Annotated in this window: 17 protein-coding genes; 12 read left to right on the top strand and 5 right to left on the bottom strand. The window is 35.9% G+C overall.

The features are described from left to right. Positions 1–79 precede the first annotated feature (79 nt). Complete coding sequence (gene pyc / locus PY093_RS01220) at positions 80–3,520, top strand: pyruvate carboxylase (RefSeq protein WP_275644028.1); 3,441 nt, start codon at positions 80–82, stop codon at positions 3,518–3,520. Between the two features lie 195 nt (positions 3,521–3,715). Here the strand turns inward: pyc and PY093_RS01215 are convergent, their stop codons facing one another. Beyond that, positions 3,716–4,663, bottom strand: a complete 948-nt coding sequence (locus PY093_RS01215) for a COX15/CtaA family protein (RefSeq protein ID WP_275644027.1) — start codon at positions 4,661–4,663, stop codon at positions 3,716–3,718. Positions 4,664–5,391: 728 nt separating this feature from the next. Here PY093_RS01215 and cyoE point away from each other — a divergent pair. The 8 genes from cyoE (at position 5,392) to PY093_RS01175 (ending at position 13,507) form a co-directional block, all read left to right on the top strand. Continuing rightward, positions 5,392–6,324, top strand: a complete 933-nt coding sequence (cyoE, locus tag PY093_RS01210) for a heme o synthase (protein ID WP_275644026.1) — start codon at positions 5,392–5,394, stop codon at positions 6,322–6,324. Positions 6,325–6,591: 267 nt separating this feature from the next. Beyond that, positions 6,592–7,653: a cytochrome c oxidase subunit II gene (gene coxB / locus PY093_RS01205; RefSeq protein ID WP_275644025.1), complete on the top strand. Its 1,062-nt coding sequence runs from the start codon at positions 6,592–6,594 to the stop codon at positions 7,651–7,653. A gap of 32 nt (positions 7,654–7,685) precedes the next feature. After that, the gene (gene ctaD / locus PY093_RS01200) at positions 7,686–9,560 is read left to right on the top strand and encodes a cytochrome c oxidase subunit I (protein ID WP_275644024.1); all 1,875 of its coding nucleotides are present in this window, start codon (positions 7,686–7,688) and stop codon (positions 9,558–9,560) included. Beyond that, positions 9,560–10,180 (top strand): cytochrome c oxidase subunit III, encoded by a 621-nt coding sequence (ctaE, locus tag PY093_RS01195; protein WP_275644023.1) that lies wholly within the window; start codon positions 9,560–9,562, stop codon positions 10,178–10,180. Before ctaD ends, ctaE begins: the two co-directional genes overlap by 1 nt. A 4-nt stretch (positions 10,181–10,184) precedes the next feature. Further along, a complete protein-coding gene (gene ctaF / locus PY093_RS01190; protein WP_275644022.1) occupies positions 10,185–10,517 on the top strand; it encodes a cytochrome c oxidase subunit IVB in 333 nt (110 codons plus the stop codon). 241 nt (positions 10,518–10,758) lie between these two features. Beyond that, on the top strand, positions 10,759–11,664 hold the full coding sequence (gene ctaG / locus PY093_RS01185; RefSeq protein ID WP_275644021.1) for a cytochrome c oxidase assembly factor CtaG: 906 nt from the start codon (positions 10,759–10,761) through the stop codon (positions 11,662–11,664). A 97-nt stretch (positions 11,665–11,761) separates the two neighbouring features. Then, positions 11,762–12,229, top strand: coding sequence for a DUF420 domain-containing protein (locus PY093_RS01180; protein ID WP_275644020.1), 468 nt, complete (start codon positions 11,762–11,764; stop codon positions 12,227–12,229). Between the two features lie 768 nt (positions 12,230–12,997). Beyond that, positions 12,998–13,507 (top strand): GNAT family N-acetyltransferase, encoded by a 510-nt coding sequence (locus PY093_RS01175; protein WP_275644019.1) that lies wholly within the window; start codon positions 12,998–13,000, stop codon positions 13,505–13,507. A gap of 190 nt (positions 13,508–13,697) precedes the next feature. On the opposite strand, the gene ytvI is transcribed toward PY093_RS01175, so the two are convergent. Continuing rightward, positions 13,698–14,756 (bottom strand): sporulation integral membrane protein YtvI, encoded by a 1,059-nt coding sequence (ytvI, locus tag PY093_RS01170; RefSeq protein ID WP_275644018.1) that lies wholly within the window; start codon positions 14,754–14,756, stop codon positions 13,698–13,700. Between the two features lie 215 nt (positions 14,757–14,971). On the opposite strand from ytvI, the gene PY093_RS01165 reads away from it, so the two are divergent. After that, complete coding sequence (locus PY093_RS01165; RefSeq protein ID WP_275644017.1) at positions 14,972–15,322, top strand: Asp23/Gls24 family envelope stress response protein; 351 nt, start codon at positions 14,972–14,974, stop codon at positions 15,320–15,322. Positions 15,323–15,364: 42 nt separating this feature from the next. Here the strand turns inward: PY093_RS01165 and PY093_RS01160 are convergent, their stop codons facing one another. Beyond that, the gene (locus PY093_RS01160; protein WP_275644016.1) at positions 15,365–15,724 is read right to left on the bottom strand and encodes a YugN family protein; all 360 of its coding nucleotides are present in this window, start codon (positions 15,722–15,724) and stop codon (positions 15,365–15,367) included. 289 nt (positions 15,725–16,013) lie between these two features. On the opposite strand from PY093_RS01160, the gene PY093_RS01155 reads away from it, so the two are divergent. Then, positions 16,014–16,442, top strand: coding sequence for a CBS domain-containing protein (locus PY093_RS01155; RefSeq protein WP_275644015.1), 429 nt, complete (start codon positions 16,014–16,016; stop codon positions 16,440–16,442). A gap of 506 nt (positions 16,443–16,948) precedes the next feature. Continuing rightward, complete coding sequence (locus PY093_RS01150; RefSeq protein WP_275644014.1) at positions 16,949–17,815, top strand: CAP domain-containing protein; 867 nt, start codon at positions 16,949–16,951, stop codon at positions 17,813–17,815. Positions 17,816–18,082: 267 nt separating this feature from the next. Here the strand turns inward: PY093_RS01150 and PY093_RS01145 are convergent, their stop codons facing one another. Together PY093_RS01145 and PY093_RS01140 are read right to left on the bottom strand one after the other, a co-directional pair. Continuing rightward, positions 18,083–18,433 carry a hypothetical protein gene (locus PY093_RS01145; protein ID WP_275644013.1) on the bottom strand — a complete coding sequence of 117 codons (351 nt, stop codon included), beginning with the start codon at positions 18,431–18,433 and terminating at the stop codon, positions 18,083–18,085. Between the two features lie 29 nt (positions 18,434–18,462). Further along, entirely contained in the window at positions 18,463–18,951 is a 489-nt protein-coding gene (locus PY093_RS01140) for a PaaI family thioesterase (RefSeq protein ID WP_275644012.1), read from the bottom strand. Positions 18,952–18,954 lie beyond the last annotated feature (3 nt).

Below are 18,954 nucleotides of genomic sequence, written 5' to 3'. Positions count from 1 at the left end.
ATTAATATGTAAAAATCGCTCAATGTGATATACTATTTAAAAAAGTGTTATACTAATAGTAAAGTCGAGGAGGAGAATCATGAAAAAAAACATCCAGAAAGTGCTAGTAGCAAATCGTGGTGAAATCGCAATCCGAGTTTTCCGCGCGTGTACAGAATTAAATATTCGTACTGTTGCAATCTATTCAAAGGAAGATGCAGGCTCATATCATCGCTATAAAGCAGATGAAGCTTATTTAGTTGGAGAAGGAAAAAAACCGATTGATGCGTATTTAGATATTGAAGGAATAATCGATATTGCAAAAAGTAATGAAATTGATGCAATACACCCAGGCTATGGCTTTTTGTCTGAAAATATAAATTTTGCAAAAAGATGTGAAGAAGAAGGAATTATCTTTATCGGACCAAAATCAAGCCACTTAAATATGTTTGGAGATAAAGTAAAAGCGAGAGAACAGGCGCAACTTGCGAATATTCCTGTTATTCCAGGAACTGATGGACCAGTTAAAAGATTAGAAGATGTTGTACGTTTTGGAGAAGAGCAAGGCTATCCGATCATTATTAAAGCATCACTAGGTGGTGGCGGTCGTGGAATGCGTATTGTTCGTAGTAAGGCAGGTCTTAAGGAATCTTACGAAAGAGCTAAGTCTGAAGCAAAAGCTGCGTTCGGTAGTGATGAAGTATATGTTGAGAAACTAATTGAAAATCCTAAACATATTGAAGTACAAATACTAGGTGATAACGAAGGTAATATTATCCATTTGTATGAACGAGATTGTTCAGTACAACGTCGCCATCAAAAAGTAGTGGAAATTGCGCCAAGTGTATCACTTTCAGAGGATCTTCGAAGTAGAATTTGTGACTCAGCAGTTTCTTTGATGAAAAATGTAGAATATATTAATGCGGGTACGGTGGAGTATTTAGTAGCCGGAGAAGAATTTTTCTTTATTGAGGTAAATCCACGTATTCAAGTAGAACATACAATTACTGAAATGATCACAGGTATCGATATTGTTCAATCGCAAATAAAAATTGCTGAAGGACATTCTTTACATAGTAAAGAGGTCAGTATTCCAGTACAGGAAAAAATTTGGACTCATGGATTTGCCATACAAGCACGTGTTACTACAGAAGACCCGTTAAATAATTTCATGCCTGATACAGGCAAAATCATGGCATATAGAACTGGTGGCGGATTTGGTGTCAGATTAGACGCTGGGAATGGTTTCCAAGGTGCGGTCATAACACCTTATTATGATTCGTTATTAGTCAAACTTTCCACACATGCCTTAACGTTTGAACAAGCTGCATCCAAAATGGTCAGAAATTTAAAAGAGTTCCGAATTCGAGGAATTAAAACGAATATCCCTTTCTTAGAAAACGTAATAAAACACGAAAGCTTTATGAATGGTGAATATAACACATCCTTTATTGATTCATCACCAGAGTTATTTATATTCCCTAAACGTAAAGACCGTGGAACAAAAATGCTATCTTATATCGGTACTGTTACCGTCAATGGCTTCCCCGGGGTTGAAAAAAGAAAGAAACCAGTATTTTCAAAACCACGTATTCCAACAATTAAGCACACAGAGCCGATTATTAATGGGACTAAACAAATCCTTGATGAAAAGGGAGCAGATGGTGTTGTATCATGGTTAAAAGAACAGAAGGAAGTACTATTAACTGACACAACTTTTCGAGATGCTCATCAGTCCTTGCTTGCAACAAGGTTTAGGACCAATGATTTAAGTAAAATAGCAGAGCCGACAGCAAGATTGCTACCGGAACTGTTCTCTATGGAGATGTGGGGTGGTGCGACATTCGATGTTGCTTATCGTTTTCTAAAGGAAGATCCATGGGATCGATTACTAACATTGCGTAACCAAGCGCCAAATATTTTATTCCAAATGCTATTGAGAGCATCGAATGCGGTTGGATATAAAAATTATCCTGACAATGTGATAAATGAATTTGTAGAAAAATCTGCGTATGCAGGTATTGATGTTTTTAGAATTTTTGATAGTTTGAACTGGGTCAAAGGAATGGTGCCTGCAATAGAGGCAGTGCGTAGTAATGGGAAAATAGCAGAAGCAGCAATTTGCTATACAGGTGACATTTCTGACTTAACGAGAACTAAATATGATTTACAATATTATCTTCAACTTGCTAAAGAATTAGAGAACTCAGGTGCCCATATCCTAGGAATCAAAGATATGGCGGGTCTATTAAAACCGGAGGCTGCATATACGCTAATCTCTGCCTTGAAAGAAACAGTAGATATTCCAATTCATCTCCACACACATGATACAAGTGGCAATGGAATAATGACTTATTCAAAAGCCATTACAGCAGGTGTTGATATTGTTGATGTGGCATTAAGCTCAATGGCTGGTTTAACGTCTCAACCTAGTATAAACACGCTATATTATGCTTTAGAGGGAACTGATAGAAAACCAAATATAAATATTAATGCACTAGAGCAGCTCTCACATTATTGGGAGGATGTAAGAAAATACTATGTAGACTTTGAAAGTGGAATGAAATCTCCACATACTGAAGTATACGTCCACGAAATGCCTGGTGGACAATATAGTAACCTTCAACAGCAGGCAAAGGCTGTCGGTCTTGGCGAGCGCTGGGATGAGGTTAAAGAAATGTATCGGAATGTCAACGATATGTTTGGTGATATTGTAAAAGTAACACCATCATCAAAGGTAGTTGGTGATATGGCACTATATATGGTTCAAAATAATTTAACTGAAGATGGCGTATATGAAAAAGGCGAAACTCTTGATTTTCCAGATTCGGTAGTAGAATTATTCGAAGGTTATCTAGGTCAAGCACATGGTGGCTTCCCTAAGGAATTACAAAGAATTATCTTGAAAGGTCGAGAGGCGATAACTGTTCGTCCTGGTGAGTTATTAGAACCAGTTGATTTTAATAACGTAAAAGAAAATTTATTCCACACACTTGGTCGACAGGTTACGAGCTTTGAGGCTATCTCATATGCACTATATCCTAAGGTATTTATGGAGTACCATAAGACCTTTGATGCATATGGTGATATATCAGTCCTTGACACAGCAACTTTCTTATATGGGATGCGCTTAGGTGAGGAAATTGAAGTGGAAATTGAACAAGGTAAAACGTTAATTGTTAAGCTTGTGTCAATTGGAGAGCCTCAAACCGACGGAACAAGAGTTGTCTATTTTGAACTTAACGGACAGTCCAGAGAAGTTGTTATAAAAGATGACAGCATTAAAGCTACTGTACTAGCAAAGTCAAAGGCTGATAACAATAACCCAGAGCATATTGGTGCAACAATGCCGGGAACAGTAATTAAATTGTTAGTATCAAAGGGTGAAAAGGTTAGTAAAGGTGACCACTTGATGATAACAGAGGCGATGAAAATGGAGACAACTGTACAATCTCCGTTCACGGGTATAATTAAAGATATTCATGTGTCTAATGGTGAAGCTATCCAAACAGGTGACTTATTAATAGAGGTTTCTAAATAACAAAAAACGAGGGTAATTTACCCTCGTTTTTAATTTTCCCACCGCTTAAGGGACAATAAGGCCCGCACCTCAATACTTTCCGAGAAAATTAAGTATTGAGGCGGAGGATAAACTGAGTCCAAGACGCACAGGTCGTGCACGCTCTTAGCGTTATTATAAAAAGTGGGGCATGAGATCCCACTTTTTATTGAAGTTTTAATTTATGTTGATTCTATCTTCTTTTACTTGTTGAAGCGACTGTTGATTACGTTTACTACGTGTTGCTAATAACAGTAAATAGCTTAACACTCCAAATAAACAAGCTATAAATAGAGCGTGAGCAAGAGCTACAAATAAATTAAGATTTGTGAACACGATTGTAGCACCTGATATGACTTGTAAGCTTACAAGAATAAAAGATACAATCCAGCCCCAATAAATCACCTTTTGATGCTTATGGTATTTAATAGCTCGGAGCATGGCGATGAATATCCAGACGAAAATTAGGCCTGCAGCAGTGCGATGCCCCATTTGAATCCATTCATGAGATTGGGTTGGTAAACCTAATTGGTTAAAATTACAAACAGGCCAATCAGGACATGCCAAGCTTGCACCTTTATGACGGACAAAGGCGCCTGAATAAACTACAAAATAACTATATACTATGACACCAATAATATGAAATTGCATTTTAGAATCAATAACTAATGTAGCAGCATTAAATTTCTTATCGACTTCAAATATTAACAAGGTTAGTAATAAAACAGAGGTAAACGAGATCAAGGAAATCCCGAAATGTAATGCCAGAACTGTTTTTGATTGCCCCCACATTACTGCTGCTGCACCAAGTAGTGCTTGAAGGACTAAAAAGGAAAAAGATAGTATTGAAAGAAATTTAGTTTCACGTACATGCCCAATTGCTTTCCACGTCCATATAGATAAAATTAATACCATTATTCCCACAGTACCAGATACAAGACGGTGACTTAATTCAATTAATAACTTGGGAGTAATACTATTTGGTACAAACTCGCCATTACAAAGTGGCCAAGAATCTCCACAGCCAGCGCCCGATTCTGTTTTTGTAACAAGTGCTCCTCCAATTAGAACTAACAGCATTCCAACCGTTGTTGCTACTGCGAACCATTTAAGCAAACGATGCAAATTTTCCACCTTCCAACTCTCTAAATAAAGATAAAACCACTTTTTTTTTTACTAGAGTATAAAAAATACTAATTCAAAGACAATAATGAATAACCACTTCTACAATAATATACAATTTTCGCATGTTAATCAAAGGAATAAATTATACACCTAAAGATATTTCACGATCTACTTTCAACATGCTGCATAATTATAGTGAAAAAATATATTATTCTTATAAAAAGTGGTTGATTATAAACTGATGATTTGCTAGTACTGTAGTGTGTTACGAAAACTTAAAACTAACTAATTTCTTTTTATTTGCAACATTTACACTGTTAAGATAGTGTAAATAGAAGAAAAATCAATACCTACAATAGGATATGACTTATTATATAACTTAATGGAGTGCATATAATAAATAAGGAGGGAGGAGTCACAAAATAGACAAAAATTTTACAAAAAATGTTCACAAAAGCAATCCGAAATGTGATTTAATATACAGAAGAGGCTTTTTTTTATATAATATAAAAAGTGTCCAATAATAATTCTGTAGAATTTTGATGAAATAAATTTACATAAATAACGACTAACTATTTTTACTATAAAAAGCCACTTACTCTATTATTAAATGAGTATGTATATTTTTCAATTCTTGAAGGTTGTAACCTGTTATAAATGGAAACTTCACATTCGGTTAGCGGAATGTGAGGTTAGGCTATGTCCGCATGAAAAAGGAGGAGTTAAAAATGGCAAACACGAGAGCCATACATGATGCTGTCAATATACCTAAACAAAGAAGCTCTCATAATATAGAAGAAACAACAGCGTGGAAGGATTTCCTTGCATTAATTAAGATTGGTATTGTGAACTCCAATTTTATTACAACCTTTACAGGACTATGGCTAGCACTTCATTTCACAGGAATGAGCTTTCTAGGTAACTTAGACAATGTTTTATATGCATTGATAGGTTCATCTTTTGTAATTGCAGGATCATGCAGCATAAATAACTACATAGATCGTGATATTGATCATTTAATGGAACGTACAAAAACACGTCCTACAGTCACAGGTAAGGTTAAGCCCAATCGTGTTCTAATCATGGGAATACTATTTACTCTAGTAGGAACTATTTTATTGTTGTTAACAACAGTTACTGCAGCTATTATTGGCTTAATTGGCGCCGTAACATATGTTTTCTTATATACTATTTGGTCTAAAAGACGTTACACTATTAACACTGTTATCGGTAGTATTTCAGGAGCGGTTCCTCCATTAATTGGTTGGGCAGCTATTGACCCGCAGCTAGATATGGTTGCTTGGATTTTATTCCTAATCATGTTTATATGGCAACCACCACATTTTTTGGCAATTGCAATGAGGCGAGTTGAGGAGTACCGGGCAGCAGGAGTTCCAATGCTTCCAGTGGTTCATGGTTTTGCTATGACAAAACGCCAAATGGTTCTATGGGTAGCTTGTCTATTACCACTTCCTTTTTATCTATTTTCATTAGGTGTGCCATTTATGATATTAGCTACTCTCCTTAATCTAGGCTGGTTAGTAATTGGAATTTATGGCATTAAAATGAAAGATGATGTAAAATGGGCAAAATACATGTTTGTTTACTCACTTAATTATTTGACCATTATGTTTGTAGCGATGGTTGTTGTTACAATCTAATTAAGAGAGTTTCAATATATTACTCTTAGTAATTCTTTCTCTTAGAAATTAACTTATTGAAAAAGAATTTATCTAGCTCTTCTTGTCGAAAATATCCAATCTTAGGTTTATCCAAGTTTGGATACACTTAGACAAATAGAACTTGATGAAGAATTACATCATAGGCGGAGGTTATTTTTACCCTCGCTTATGGGAGTAACTTATATCTTTTAATTTAAAAGATATTATTTTTTATTACTATCTTTGAAAGAGGGGTTTGATTAAGCTATGAAAAGATGGCTACCAAATGTGCGCGCATTTTCATTATTTGGACTGATGGCGTTACTGTTAGCAGGCTGTGGTAAACCATTTTTATCCACGCTTCAACCGGCTGGTGAAGTGGCGGATGAGCAGTACTCATTAATGGTTTTGAGTACTTTAATTATGGTAATCGTAATTGTAGTAGTTTCCGTTATCTTCATTTATGTTATAATTCGTTTCCGTCGCCGTAAAGGAGACGAAAACAAAATACCTAAACAAGTTGAAGGTAATCACAAACTAGAAATGATATGGACTGTTATCCCAATTATATTATTAATTATTTTGGCAGTACCTACAGTTACTTCAACATTCAAATTAGCTGACGTTTCTCCTATGGAAGAGGAAACTCGCGACGAAAATGCACTTGTTGTAAATGTAACAGCTAACCTCTATTGGTGGGAATTTGAATACCCTGACTTAGGGGTAGTGACAGGTCAAGAACTAGTTGTACCTACTGATGAGAGAGTATACTTCAATTTAAAATCATCTGATGTAAAGCACTCTTTCTGGATTCCATCAGTCGGTGGGAAAATGGACACCAATACCGAAAACATAAATAAATTCTGGTTAGAATTTGACCAGGCATCTACTGATAAAGCTGGTGGGTTGTTTTACGGTAAATGTGCTGAGTTGTGTGGACCTTCACACGCATTTATGGACTTTAAAGTTGTTCCATTACCAAGAGCAGAATTTGATAATTGGATTCAAGATATGAAAACAGCAGTAGCTGAACCACAAACAGATTTAGCAAGACAAGGTGAGCAATTGTTTAATGACAAGAGTTGTATTGGCTGTCATGCAGTTAGTAGCTCTGAGAAAAGGCCGACAGCACCAAACTTAACTAACTTTGGTGATCGTACTATGATTGCTGGTATTTTAGAATTTAATGAGGAAAATCTTAAAGACTGGTTAAGAGATCCTGAATCAGTCAAACCAGCAAATAAAATGTCGAATACTTATGGGGATCTTTCAGAAGAGGAGCTTGATGCTCTTACAGAGTACTTAATGAGTCTTAAAGTACAAGACTAATGATTCCATTATGTTAAAAAGGAGGTTAAACTGTGAGTACGTTAACTCAAAAAAAAGGCTTTGGCGCAACTGTATGGGATTACTTAACAACAGTTGATCATAAGAAAATTGCCATCCTTTATCTTATTGCAGGTGGATTCTTCTTCCTTGTTGGGGGAGTAGAAGCACTTTTTATTCGAATACAATTAGCGGTACCTGACAATGATTTTATTAGCGCAGGGCTGTACAATGAAATCCTAACAATGCACGGAACAACTATGATATTCCTTGCAGCAATGCCGTTGTTATTTGCATTAATGAATGCAATCATGCCACTTCAAATTGGGGCGCGTGACGTTGCGTTTCCGTTTGTAAATGCACTAGGGTTCTGGTTGTTTTTCTTTGGTGGAGTTTTTCTAAATTTAAGCTGGTTTTTAGGTGGAGCACCTGATGCTGGTTGGACATCTTATGCGTCACTATCATTAGCGTCACCGACACACGGGATTGATTTTTACGCGTTAGGACTACAGATTTCTGGAATTGGAACGCTTATTGGTGGGATTAACTTCCTTGTTACCATCATCAACATGCGTGCACCAGGAATGACTTATATGCGTATGCCATTATTTACTTGGTCTACATTTGTAGCATCAGCGTTAATTTTATTCGCATTCCCACCATTGACTATCGGTCTAGCTCTTTTGATGTTTGACCGTTTGTTTGGAACTGGTTTCTTTGACCCCACTATGGGTGGTAATACAATTATTTGGGAGCACTTATTCTGGATTTTCGGTCATCCTGAGGTATATATTTTGATCTTACCAGCATTCGGTGTTTTCTCTGAAGTCTTTTCAACATTCTCTAAAAAACGATTATTTGGTTACTCATCAATGGTATTTGCAACCGTACTAATCGGTTTCTTAGGGTTCATGGTTTGGGCTCACCATATGTTTACAACTGGATTAGGTCCAATTGCAAACGCTATATTTGCAGTTGCTACTATGGCAATTGCTGTACCAACGGGTATTAAAATCTTCAACTGGTTATTGACTATGTGGGGTGGGCATATACAGTTTACAGTTCCAATGCTCTATGCAATTGCGTTTATCCCTACATTTTTAATGGGCGGAGTAACAGGTGTTATGTTAGCAGTTGGACCTGCTGACTACCAATATCACGATACATATTTCGTAGTAGCTCACTTCCATTATGTTATCGTTGGTGGAGTAGTATTTGGTCTACTTGGTGGAATTCACTACTGGTGGCCAAAAATGTTTGGTAAAATGCTATCTGAAACACTTGGAAAAATTACGTTCTGGTTATTCCTAATAGGCTTCCATTTAACATTCTTTATTCAGCATTTCCTTGGAGTAATGGGTATGCCACGTCGTATATTCACATTCTTACCAGGCCAAGGTTTAGAATTAGGTAATTTAATTAGTTCCATAGGGGCTTTCTTCATGGCAGTTTCAACTCTTGTTTTATTAGTAAATGTTGTTAAGACATCTATTAATGGTCCTAAAGCAGAAGCTGATGCTTGGGGAGATGGGCGTACATTGGAGTGGGCAATATCTTCACCTCCACCAGAATACAACTTTAAACAACTTCCATTAGTTCGTGGTTTGGATGCGTTATGGGTTGAGAAAATGGCAGGTAAAAAAGGTATGACTCCAGCAGAACCACTAGGAGATATTCACATGCCAAATGGGTCATTCTTACCATTTACAATTTCATTAGGTTTATTTATTGCAGCATTTGGAATTATGTATCGTACAGAACAGCCTTGGGCGTATGCAGTCATGTTTGTCGGGGCACTTATAACATTTGGTTCTATGTTCTTACGTTCAGTTATTGACGACCATGGCTACCATATTCATAAAGAAGACCTTTTGGATGATGATGACAATGATAAGGGGGTTAAGGCATAATGCACGTTGAAGAAAAATTAACAGCTGAAACGTTTCCAGCATCGCCTGAGAAAGCAACCCTCGAAGGGAAGAATAAATTTTTAGGATTTTGGCTCTTCTTGGGTGGAGAGACAGTATTATTTGCCGCCTTATTTGCAACATTTTTAGCTTTAAGGGAACAAACAAATGGTGGTCCAACATCACAAGAACTTTTTCAATTACCACTTGTTTTTCTTGCAACTATGATATTATTAACAAGTTCTCTAACTAGTGTGTATGCAATGTACCACATGAAGAACTTTGAATTTAAAAAAATGCAGCTTTGGTTAGGTATTACTGTATTACTGGGTGCATTATTTCTAGGCCTAGAAATTTATGAATTTACAGAATATGTTCATGAAGGGCATACGATAACTAGTAGCGCATTCGGTTCAGCATTTTATGTTCTTGTAGGTACACATGGTGCACACGTTGCATTTGGACTATGCTGGATTACGACGTTAATCATTCGTAATGCTAGAAGAGGATTAGATCTGCACAATGCGCCTAAATATTATGTTGCTAGTCTATACTGGCATTTTATTGATGTAGTATGGATCTTCATCTTCACTGTAGTATATCTAATGGGAATGGTGGGATAAACTGATGGCGACAACTCATTCAAACTCAGGTAACCCGAAGATTGATGTAGCTTATCGTAAGAAAAAAAATGCAGAAGATATGAAATACCAACTGATTACATTTGGTATTACACTATTCTTAACATTTCTAGCATTTTTAGCAGTAGGTCTTGATTTTACAGGATGGTTCATTGTTCCATTTATTATTCTATTAGCTGTTGTGCAATTACTTTTCCAACTATATTATTTTATGCATATGGCACACAAAGGGCATGAAGTTCCCTCTTTATTCTTGTATTCTGGAGTAGTGGTAGCTGCTATAACTATTCTTACGTTTACGACAATCATCTGGTGGTAAACTTAATTTACAAAAAAAGAAAATCGACTAATAGTCGATTTTCTTTTTTATAATATTAGAATTTATATGTGTACACATAAAATTTCGTGCTTAGTTTTTGTGTCAAGGTCAAGGCGAGACCTTATGTTATACTTTCACTATTTACACACTCGAAATGTTACAAAACGTTCATTTGATAGCCTTTAACTGGTTGTTGTATAATTAAATTGTCGTACTATGCAATACATATGAGGTGAGTACCATGTCCATAAGTATATTCGGCTTTCAGGCGCTCTGGAGTCCTTACTTTTTCTTTTTTGTTTCAGTCATTACAGCAGTATATTTTCTACTTATTGGCCCGTTTAGGAATCGCTTTAAAAATAGTGAGCCAGCGACCCTAAAGCAAAAATTACTTTTTTTGATTTCAATGATCCTGTTGTATCTTTTTAAAGGTGGTCCCCTTGACCTACTCGGACATTTAATGTTCAGTGCCCATATGACACAAATGGCAGTGGTATATTTAGTTATTCCGCCTTTATTAATTTTAGGAACGCCTGCTTGGTTGTTACGTCTAGTAGTTAACCAACCCATTATTAGACCGTTAATGAAGTTTTTTACAAAACCTTTAATTGCTATATTTGTTTTTAATGGACTATTCTCCCTTTACCATATGCCATTAATCTTTGATGTAGTCAAAACTGATATGTTTCTTCATGCGCTTACCACGATTGTTATCTTTTTAGCAGCATTCATTATGTGGTGGCCGTTAGTTAATCCATTAGAAGAGTGGCAAACACTTTCTGGTATAAAGAAAATCGGGTATATATTTGCTAACGGAATTCTTTTAACTCCAGCATGTGCTTTAATTATATTTGCCGAAACACCATTGTATGCCACGTATACAGATCCACAGGCTTGGGCAAATGCATTACAATTATGTGTACCTGCAGGTACTCTTTCTTCACTAGATTTAATAGGACCACAGATGTTTAACTCAATGCCACTTTTAGAAGATCAGAGAACTGGTGGAGTAATTATGAAAATAATTCAAGAAATCGTTTACGGTGCGATTTTAAGTTATGTATTCTTTCAATGGGTTCGTAAAGAAAGGGAACAGGATGAGCTTGAAGAAAAAGCACTTCTGTTGAACCCATATCCCTCTGAATAACAAAATAATGCCCAATTTTTTCTTGGGCATTATTTTGTTAAGTTTTTTACCTAATTTTAAAGAAAAAGAATTGTATAACAAGAGAGGGGAAACAATAATGAACTATACTTTACCTATTCTACCTACAATTAGTACAACTTTTATTGTCTTAAGCGCCATTTTTGTTGCAATCGGTTGGTATTTAGTAAGTAAAGGAAAGATTGAGGCACATAAGAAAGCAATGTTTACTGCTGCAGTATTTGCTTTAATATTCTTTATTATATACGCTTCAAGGACAATCTTTATTGGTAATACCGAATTTGGTGGTCCTGATGACATTAAAATATATTATACGATTTTCTTAATTTTTCATATTACTCTAGCTACCACCGGGGCTGTTTTTGGAATTATTACACTTTTACATGGGTTTAACAACCGTATCAGTAAACACAGAAAAATTGGTCCTATTACCAGTGTTATCTGGTTCTTTACAGCAACAACAGGGCTAGCTGTTTATTTATTATTGTATGTATTTTACCAAGGTGGTAAAACAACCTCTGTAATAAAAGCGATCTTAGGTTTTTAATATTGTAATATGTATAAGGTGTTATGGAATATAATTATTCTATAACACTTTTTTGTTGTTTAGGCATTTATAAAATTGTAAGGTTTTGTATAACTTCGTGTCTCTGTCTATTTACGTCTAGCTCCAGGCGCCATCGGACCTGAGGTCATAAGCCAATCCGTCCGGAAGGTTAAAGAACAACCTTCCAGCCGGCTTGTCTTATGCTTGACATGTGCAGGATGTGCTGATGTCGATGTTCGCCACAGGACGTGGCGGGTTTTAATCGACGCGCCGAAAGGCGGGCGCCCTGCGCTTTTCTTATTAGGGTTGAATAACGTAGCTTTTTAGATTCAGATTCATTATTATCGTCAATAGAGATTTACTTTTCATTTTTAATAATCTGTAAAACGGTTAAAATGAAACTTCAAGTAATTAATAAAGTAAATTAGTTTCATAAAAGGTAATATTTCTGTAGTCGTTAGCCTTATGATCCAACATCTTGCTTGGTTCTTTATAACATTCATTATCCCACGCTTAAGGGGCAGTAAGATCCCCATCTCAAAACTTGGAGAATTCAAGGAAGTTTTGAAGAAGGATCAACTGCCCCTAAAGGTCCGTCGACGCACAGGAAGTGCAAGTAAGGCGTAGTGCACAGGGCAGGGCGTGTACGCTCCTTGCGTTATAAGTTCAACTAACAATCAGGGGGGAAGAAAACTCCAACTGATTGAAGTTTCACTTTATGCGAGTTAAGAATTTTCCTAACACTTTGGAAGGGGAGAGATGTGGATAATGATTGAAATATTTACTGAGCGTTTGCTAATCGTCCCATGTTCTCTTGATATTGCTAAGTCAATAGTATTTCACCGTCAGGAGCTCGAGGATAGGTCACCGATTATAATACCGAAGGGCTGGCCTGCTCCCTTAGTAACCGGTTTGCTCCCTTTTTATATTGAAAAGCTTGAAAAAGATGATTCGGAGTACGGTTGGGGACTTTGGTTGGTCATTAATTATGCAGAAAAAAGTATTATAGGCGACGTATATGTTCATAGTAAGCCAGATAAAATGGGGACGGTCCATTTAAGCTATACTATGGTTAGTGATTTAAATGATACGAGTTTAACATACGAAAGTATTGATGCTTTAATTGAGTGGATGATCACACAAAAAGATGTAAAGAAGGTAATAACTGAATGCAGTGATAGTAACACACAATCGATAAAGTTATTCGAGAAACTTGGTATGAGATGTACCAAAAAGGATGGAAAATTTCTTATGTGGGAACTACGAAAAGCGATATAAAAGAGGGGGACTGTAAGTCCCTCTTTTTTAAAAGATAAGAAAGTATAAAAGTTTGTACCTAGTTTAAGTGTCCAGCTCCGGGCGCCATCGGCTCGAGGTCATAAGCCAATCCCTTCCAGAAGGCAAAGAACGCCTTCAGTCAGGGCTCGTCTTATGCTTGTCGCCGATAGGCGGGCGCCCTGCGCTTTTCTTATATTTTGAAGTTTAGTTTGATAATTCCAGCTTCACGTGCTGAGTTAAAGGCAATTAACAAGAGGGGTCCGATAATGAACCCTAAAATACCAATTAATTTTAAACCAAGGTACATGGCAATTAAAGTCGATAATGGTGATAGTCCGATATGTCTTCCCATTACTTTAGGCTCAATAGTCCTTCTAATGATTAATAATACAGTACCTAGTATTGCTAGCTTTGTACCTAAAACAACATCACCAGTTATAAAATGGAATAAAGACCATGGGCCCATGACAACGATAGAACCAATGATAGGTATAACATCTATAATCCAAATGACGAATGCCATTAATAGTGCCACATCAGGTGCGATAAATAAAAGCCCAATAAAAGATGTAATAAAGATAATTATACTAACAAGGAATTGTGCCTTAAAGAAGCCAAAAACAACATATGATAATCTTGAGGCCATAAAATTAACTTTGTCAGCAGTTCTATCAGTTAGTAGTGCATACATTCTTGTTTTAAGGTTAGGTAAGTCAATCATGAATAAAAAAAGTGCAATTAAGTAAACTAGAAAGCTTACTAGATAATTAGGTATATCTGTAAGGACTGTTTTTAGGTTATCAATATTAACTGATGCAGCAAGGTCTGTTTGTACGGTTAACAGAAAGTCTTCAACTTGTCTGCTTAGTGCTGCAACGAATTCTGGTGGAAGATCCTGGGATCTATAATAAAGATTCTGCTCGAGATCTAATAACACTCGATTTATTTCATTAATATAAGAAGGTGCACTTTCAATAATCTGAATAGCTTCACCAATCACTTTTGTTGTAATAAAATAGCTACTTGCTGCTATTAACAACAAGAACAAGATAAAAATACTTGGAACGGATATACTTCTTTTTATTTTTAGACGTCGCTGGAATACTTTAACAGCGGGTTCTAACATTACTGCTGTAATAAATGCAATTATTAATGGAATTGACACTGGAAGGATCCAATAACCAATTATAACCAGAAATACGATGATTAATATAATAAGAGCTGCTCTTTTTGAGAATAGGTAGGACAATAGGGTACTCCTTTCTAAATTTACATATTACTTAAAATTATATTAAAGAACACTAAGAAAACCAACAAAAATATCCTATTTATTAAACAATTATTTAAAGTAAAAAGTGCCCAATTTTCCACCTCGAACATACACTATACTACAACCAACTTTTTAAGGTTTAAAGACCCCTTTTAGCTAGGTTAGCTCTATACCATTGAAAGGAGTGTTTCAATATGATTGAGAAGATATTGTCTAATGGTAAGCTTCATATAACGGAAGAAGTATTAGCTATTATTACACTTTTGGCAATTGAAGATGTTGAAGGAATAGCTAAATCTGTTTCAGGTATAAAAGATGATATTTTTGGAGTGCTGAAACCAAACTATACAAAAAAAGGAATATCCATTGAAAATGACAAAGATGGTGTAGAAATTAATATTAAAATCTCAGTGTATTTTGAGAACAACGTAGTCGAAATATGCGAAAAATTACAGCATTTGGTTGCTCAAGAAATTTATGCTATGACAGGTGTTTCTATAAAAAATATTAATATTAAAGTAGACCAGATAATTAAAGCTTCTTAAAAAAATGAGCGAAGGGACAGACTCGTCTGTCCCTGCAATAAGTTATTGATTGATGTGTTCAATACCTTCTTTAATTTGAGCAATTAATTTCTGGCTTTGTTCAATCAATGATTTAGGGAAGGTTTCTCCTTCTCCATATTCAACACCATGTGGATAATAGTGCTTACCTAGTAGAGGTGCTAATATTTTTACAACAGCATGGTTGCTATCAATTTCACCTTCAATAGCATATCCCTGAACCCGTAAATAAAAAACTTCTCCTTTAGTTTCAAATTTACGATCATATGTAGCACGCTCATAATCCCATTGACCAGCTAAAACAAACCCTAAATCTTCCATTAATGAGTTTAATCTTGAGAGATCGACAGTTTGATTTTCAATTCCCGTATTGTCAAATTTCATGGTTTCCCTCCTAAAACATACAACTAAGAAGTGTTCTCTGTATAATAATAGTACGAAAAGCCTCAAGTTGCAATCTATAGATAATATAACAAGACATTATGTACTAAAACATTCACAAATTAATCTCATATATAATCTAAAAACATGGCAATCACTTTTTTCATTCGTATCTGAATAGTTTGCACCACCTAGCGAACATACTAAAGAAAGGCTGGGCCTCACTAAAAAGTGTAGGCTTTGTCCTTTTGCTTTATGCAGACGAACATCGTAAAAAATGAGGAGGTCCATAATGCAATCAGTTCGTGAGATCATGACAACGGATGTTGAGTATTGCACTCCACTTGACAATGTATATGAAGTAGCAGTTAAAATGAAGGATAACGATGTTGGAGCAATCCCGATTATCGATAATGATCAGCTGATTGGGATGATAACTGACAGAGACTTAGTTGTTAGGGGTATTGCTGAAAAGCGTTCAGGTTCAAATCAAGTAACAAATGTAATGAGCGACAATTTAATTACTGTTAGTCCTGAAACTTCTGTTTATGAAGCCTCTCAATTAATGTCTAAACACCAAATACGTCGCTTACCAGTTGTCGATAATGGACAATTAGTAGGGATTGTTGCCCTTGGAGATCTAGCTATAAATAAATTGTCTGATCAAAAAGCCGGACATGCTTTGAGTGAAATATCAGAAAGTGAACACCTTCATCATTAGATAGTAATAAAAAAAGACACCATTCGGGTGTCTTTTTTTAAAGATAAGAAAGTATAAAAGTTTGTACCTAGTTTTAGTGTCTAGCTCCGGGCGCCATCGGCTCGAGGTCATAAGCCAATCCGTCCGGAAGGTAAAGAACAACCTTCCGGCCGGCTTGTCTTATGCTTGTCGCCGAAAGGCGGGCGCCCTGCGCTTTTCTTATTTCAAAAACTATAACACCAGCTATAGTAATAATAGTAAGCTATATGAAATTTTGAGGAATATAAATCTAGTATTCAAAATATAATGATAGAAAAGACTATTGGGGAGGGGTACCTCTGAAGAACTTAAGAAGTTACATTATAGTAATTCTACTGATACTCACTAGCATTTATTTCTATTCTACTAATAGAGAAAACCAAAGCTCTACTAGTGTAAGTCAACTCGAAAATACAGAAAAGAAAAATGAAGCTGTATCAACAATACTAAGTGGAAATGTAGCACCAACAGATGGAATCTTTACATACATGGGGAGAACTAGTAAAGAAATAGAAGAGGAAATAGGGAAGCCTAATCGAATTGATATGACCGCATATGATTATGATTGGTGGATTTATAATGATGATCCTACTAAATATATTCAAGTAGGTATAAAGGATGGAAAGGTTGTTACGGTATACGGAATAGGGAAAGATGTTGAGATCTCCCCTTTCTATATTAATCAATCTATTGAAGAGATTAATAAGCTTGTTACCATTAAAAAAACTTTGTCATTGTCTGCACAGAAAAATTCATACCGATTTGAACTAACAGAGGATGAACTTTCGCAAAGACCATTGGTTGCATTTGGAGATGTATATGCTCAGCTTTATTTTGATAAATTCACAAAAAAACTTTCAAGTATTAGGTTGATGGATGGAGAAGTATTAGTCAAACAGAGACCATATGAGCTTGTTTATAAAGGTGAACTATTATCTGCAAAAGAATTAACAGAACAAGAATGGGAAGCTGTCGAAAAAGGGGCTTCAGCACAGATATTTGATATCACAAATGTAATTAGGCTTCGGCACGAACTAAATCCTGTTAACTGGCATGAAGAAACTTCAAAGGTTGCCTATAAACATAGCCGTGAAATGAGTGAAAAAGATTTTTTTTCACATGATTCTCCGGTCCAAGGTGGGCTTGCAGATCGTCTGGCAAAGGGTGAGGTATTATATCAATTAGCTGGTGAAAATATTGCAGCGCAATATGTAGATGGCGTTGCAGTTGTTGAAGGGTGGCTCAATAGTCAGGGACATCGCGAGACCCTTTTAAACGATGAGTTTACCCATTTAGGTGTCGGAGTTTATGAAAAATATTATACTCAAAATTTCATTCAGACATGGGAAGATTAAAAAAAACGAGGAGAACTTATTCAAAGTTTTCCTCGTTTTTTAAAAAAGATAAGAAAGTATAAAAGTTTGTACCTAGTTTTAGTGTCTAGCTCCGGGCGCCATCGGACCTGAGGTCATAAGCCAATCCGTCTGGAAGGTCAAAGAACAACCTTCCAGACGGATTGGCTTATGCTTGACATGCACAGGATGTGCTGATGTCCATGTTCGCCACAGGACGTGGCGGGTTTTAATCGACGCGCCGATAGGCGGGCGCGCCTTGCGCTTTTCTTAAGTCTTATATTCAAAAAAACGGAATACATCCTGTTCCCACTCACCAACACAATGAATAGTAGATCCTGTTTCAATTGTTGGAGGTGAAAATGTAGATGTAATCGGAATAATGTGCCTTGCTTTGCTATATTTGACCTTGTCTTTAATGATTATATCAGTTACAAATACGTATTTATTATAATAAAATCTTTGTCTTTCACCTGTTACGCTTGTAACAATGCCTGAAAGTATTGCTTCTTTTTTTACATATTGCACCGCAAGCCATTGTTCTGTGTACTTTTTATTTTCTTTTTTTGTTAATATGAAGAAGTACAAAAATAGAAGTGGAATGAGAATCGCAGCAACCATATTGTTCCTCCGGATTTAATCTCTATATATTAATTTCTCTTGATTACGAAGAAGCTTCCAGTAGCATGAGCAATTAATTTACCATCTTCCCTATAAACCTTTCCTTCTGTAACAACAATCTTTGACCCTTGATGGATTATAGAGGCAATACATTTCAATTCTGAACCTTTGCCTGGTGCTAAGTAGTTAATTTTCATTTCCGAGGTAACAGCTGCAGCACCCACTGGTAAATTATAATGGACTAACGATCCCATTGCCGAATCGAGTAGTGTCGCTGTAATGCCTCCATGAACAATTTGTAATGAGTTCTGGATTAATTCAGTATTTGGGATAATCATTTCATATTGATTATTGTCGGTTAGTCTACTTTTAGTCCCTAAAATACCTCCTAAATATGAGCCATTCAGACTAGATTGTTTTCTAAGAACACCTTCAATTAATAATTCTATAACTTGTTTGTCTGCTTTACTAGCTTCTTTTAGTAGTTGCTTAAATTTTTGGGTTATTTTTTCGTCCATAAC

It is taken from the genome of Cytobacillus sp. S13-E01, assembly GCF_029193815.1.
Lineage (GTDB): Bacteria > Bacillota > Bacilli > Bacillales > Bacillaceae_L > Bacillus_BV.
This window is presented reverse-complemented; position numbering and strand designations above follow the sequence as displayed.

What these genes read in the sequence shown, in the direction of transcription:
- pyc (WP_275644028.1), top strand. Translation starts at nt 80, where the DNA reads ATGAAAAAAAACATCCAGAAAGTGCTAGTAGCAAATCGTGGTGAAATC.
- cyoE (WP_275644026.1), top strand. Translation starts at nt 5,392, where the DNA reads ATGGCAAACACGAGAGCCATACATGATGCTGTCAATATACCTAAACAA.
- coxB (WP_275644025.1), top strand. Translation starts at nt 6,592, where the DNA reads ATGAAAAGATGGCTACCAAATGTGCGCGCATTTTCATTATTTGGACTG.
- ctaE (WP_275644023.1), top strand. Translation starts at nt 9,560, where the DNA reads ATGCACGTTGAAGAAAAATTAACAGCTGAAACGTTTCCAGCATCGCCT.
- ctaF (WP_275644022.1), top strand. Translation starts at nt 10,185, where the DNA reads ATGGCGACAACTCATTCAAACTCAGGTAACCCGAAGATTGATGTAGCT.
- ctaG (WP_275644021.1), top strand. Translation starts at nt 10,759, where the DNA reads ATGTCCATAAGTATATTCGGCTTTCAGGCGCTCTGGAGTCCTTACTTT.
- PY093_RS01180 (WP_275644020.1), top strand. Translation starts at nt 11,762, where the DNA reads ATGAACTATACTTTACCTATTCTACCTACAATTAGTACAACTTTTATT.
- PY093_RS01175 (WP_275644019.1), top strand. Translation starts at nt 12,998, where the DNA reads ATGATTGAAATATTTACTGAGCGTTTGCTAATCGTCCCATGTTCTCTT.
- PY093_RS01165 (WP_275644017.1), top strand. Translation starts at nt 14,972, where the DNA reads ATGATTGAGAAGATATTGTCTAATGGTAAGCTTCATATAACGGAAGAA.
- PY093_RS01160 (WP_275644016.1), bottom strand. Translation starts at nt 15,724, where the DNA reads ATGAAATTTGACAATACGGGAATTGAAAATCAAACTGTCGATCTCTCA.
- PY093_RS01155 (WP_275644015.1), top strand. Translation starts at nt 16,014, where the DNA reads ATGCAATCAGTTCGTGAGATCATGACAACGGATGTTGAGTATTGCACT.
- PY093_RS01150 (WP_275644014.1), top strand. Translation starts at nt 16,949, where the DNA reads ATGGGGAGAACTAGTAAAGAAATAGAAGAGGAAATAGGGAAGCCTAAT.
- PY093_RS01145 (WP_275644013.1), bottom strand. Translation starts at nt 18,433, where the DNA reads ATGGTTGCTGCGATTCTCATTCCACTTCTATTTTTGTACTTCTTCATA.
- PY093_RS01140 (WP_275644012.1), bottom strand. Translation starts at nt 18,951, where the DNA reads ATGGACGAAAAAATAACCCAAAAATTTAAGCAACTACTAAAAGAAGCT.